A 2,504-nucleotide genomic window follows, 5' to 3' on the forward strand; every position below is an offset into this window, starting at 1 on the left:
GGGGGCTTCTTCAATAACCTGCTGGATCCAGCGCCGGCTAAACCAGCCGCTGCGCTCTAGCACTTCCCGGTCAGCAGCCAAGAGCGCTTCCACCCGCTCTGCCACCTCTTGGCGGGCTGCCTCCCCTAGCTGGATGGAGGCAACCACCTCTTCCCGCAGGGGCAACTCTGGCCGATCCAAGTTGATGACCGTTTCGATGGAGTTGCCCAAGGGCAGGCGCACCTGGGCCAGCCAGACGGCGTGGATGTGGGCCCGCAGCAGCGACTCATTGGCCAGGTCCAGGCGGGGAGGTCGCACCCGTCCAGCCACCATTTCGGCCCGGCGGCGAAAGTAGTACTGGTCGTGGCTGTTGAAGGCGCCGCAGTAGCTGAGGATGAGTCCCGGCTGCCCCTGGCGGCCTGCCCGACCGCTGCGCTGGGCGTAGTTGGCGGGTGTGGGGGGCACGTTGCGCAGATGCACCAGATCCAAATCGGCAATATCGACCCCCAGCTCCAGGGTGGGCGAGCAGATTAGGTAGGGAAGGCGGCGATCCCTCTCCTCGCCGCGAAAGCGCTTTTCTCGCCGCTCCCGCTCCCCTAGGCGAACCACCTGAGCCGTGTGCTCTCTGGCCTCCAGGGATCCCAGCCCTGCTGCCCCGGCCTGGTAGAGGCGCTGGAAAAAGAGATTAACGGGGCGGCGGGCAGAGGAGTAGCCGCTCTGCTCGGCCCGGCGGGAATACAGAGGATCTGGCGGCGGCGAGCCATCGCCCAGGCACCAGCGCAGACAGCCAGCGTTGAGCTGGTAGGCTTCCTGGCCATTCTCCGAGTGGCGCCGCAGCAGGTCGTAGCTAACTAGGAGAGAAAGCAGGGATCCCAGAAGCTCGTCGTAAGCTTCTCTGGTCAGCTCGAGATACTTGATGAGAAAGCGCCCAATAGCGCTGCGGTGGCCCAGGCTGAAAGTTGTTATGTCCTTTCCGTCGCAGCTTTGGCGGGCAAACCAGGTGGCCGTCCGCAGCTCGTCGTACTCTTCTAGGCCCCAAAACTCGTTGAGGTGTTGCTCGGCCCGTCGGCGCAGCGTTCTCTGGGACTCGGCTTTGAGCAGGCGCACATCGATGGCCAATTTGCGCCGAAACTGATCCAAAACAGCCCGCAGCAGGCGTTCCCGCTCCTCAACCTCGGCCTGGACAAACCAGGGGTGGAGAGGGGCTAGGGCCGAGCCTTGGCAAAGCTCCCTGAGGCTGCGGTATTCGATTTTCAACAAGCCCACCTGTTCCAGGTTGGGGTGGGTAACCCGCCAGCCGCGCCGCAGATCCTCGTAGAGCCGGTATTCGGTTAGCTCCGTAAAAGCCTGCCAGACCTCTTGGGCAGCCGGCGACTGGGGATCCAAATCGGGGTTTTGGGTAATGTCGGCAAGGCTCAAGCCTGAGGCCTGCACCACTGCCGGGGCTACCTCTGAGAAGTCCAGCTCTTTTTTCTCCTGCAGGGCAGCATAGAGCGCGGCCCGCAAAAGGGCCACGTGGACAAAGTCGTTGAAGTGGCCGGCCTGCAAGGAGGCATCCTGGCGGTTGTCGGTAAAGGTGAGCAGCTTGCCGCGGGCTGCACCCGTCTGAGCGGCATGGCGCAGCAGAGAAGTGGCCAGAATGGTGGTGGCGCTGGAGCGGCCTTCGCTGGAGAGGGAAGCCAGCTTGGCGAACTCCCGCTCCCGCCCACTGTAGTACTCGCCGCAAGCTAGGCAAAGAGAAAAGGGCTGGGGCTGCCACCACAGCTTCTGGGCCTCTGCCTGAGGCACCTCGGAAAAGGAGCCGTCCGGGCGTACCCAAACTGCTTGGGGGACGCGCTTTTTCCAGTGGGGTTTGAGCCGGTTTTCAGGGGTGTACCAATCTTCCGGGATCTGCTCTGGCGACCACTCGTTGTCAATGGGATCCAAGCTGAGGTAGCCGGCCTGCTGGTCTTCGCCTTCCTCAACCTCTTCCCCCAGAGGATAGGGCAGGAAGTGAGTCTTTGACCTGAGGACGTGGTAGTAGTCCTGGCCACAGTGGCGGCAGAACTTGACGGGGAAAAACAGCTTTCCTTCCCCTGCTTGCACTTGTCCTTCCAGGGAAAACTGCCGCTTGTCCCGACTTTCCAGGGTGGCATAGAGGGTGCGGCCCTGGGAGATAAACTGGTGCAACTTCAAGGCCGGGCCGCGGCTAGAGCCCTCCCGCAGGCTGCTGGCGTGGGCCAGAAACTGGCGTAGGGACTCGGTGCAGCTCTCAGGGGTAGTGCTGGTCAGCTCTGCCAGTTGGGCGGCTACCTTGGAAAGCTTCCTGGGCACGCGGCGCCTGAAGCTGCCATCGGGACTTTGCTCCAGGCCCAGCTCATACTCTAGCCAGCGCATCAGGGGATGGCGGCGCAGATCGGCCTGGTTTGTAGGCCAAGGCAAGTCCAGGGCGCTCTTCAGCTCTGCCACCGTGGGTGGGCCGCCCTCGGTGAGGGGGGCCAGGGTTTCCTCAATGACGTGCTCCGGCCCAAAGGGATGGCCGAAAA

At 63.2% G+C, this 2,504-nt stretch carries 1 protein-coding gene; it reads right to left on the reverse strand.

The features are described 5' to 3' along the window. On the reverse strand, positions 1–2,504 hold a 2,504-nt coding region (locus tag NW815_RS12285), incomplete at both ends, for a helicase-related protein (protein WP_414416069.1).

The sequence above is a fragment of the Synechococcus sp. R6-7 genome, assembly GCF_047461695.1.
Lineage (GTDB): Bacteria > Cyanobacteriota > Cyanobacteriia > Thermostichales > Thermostichaceae > Thermostichus.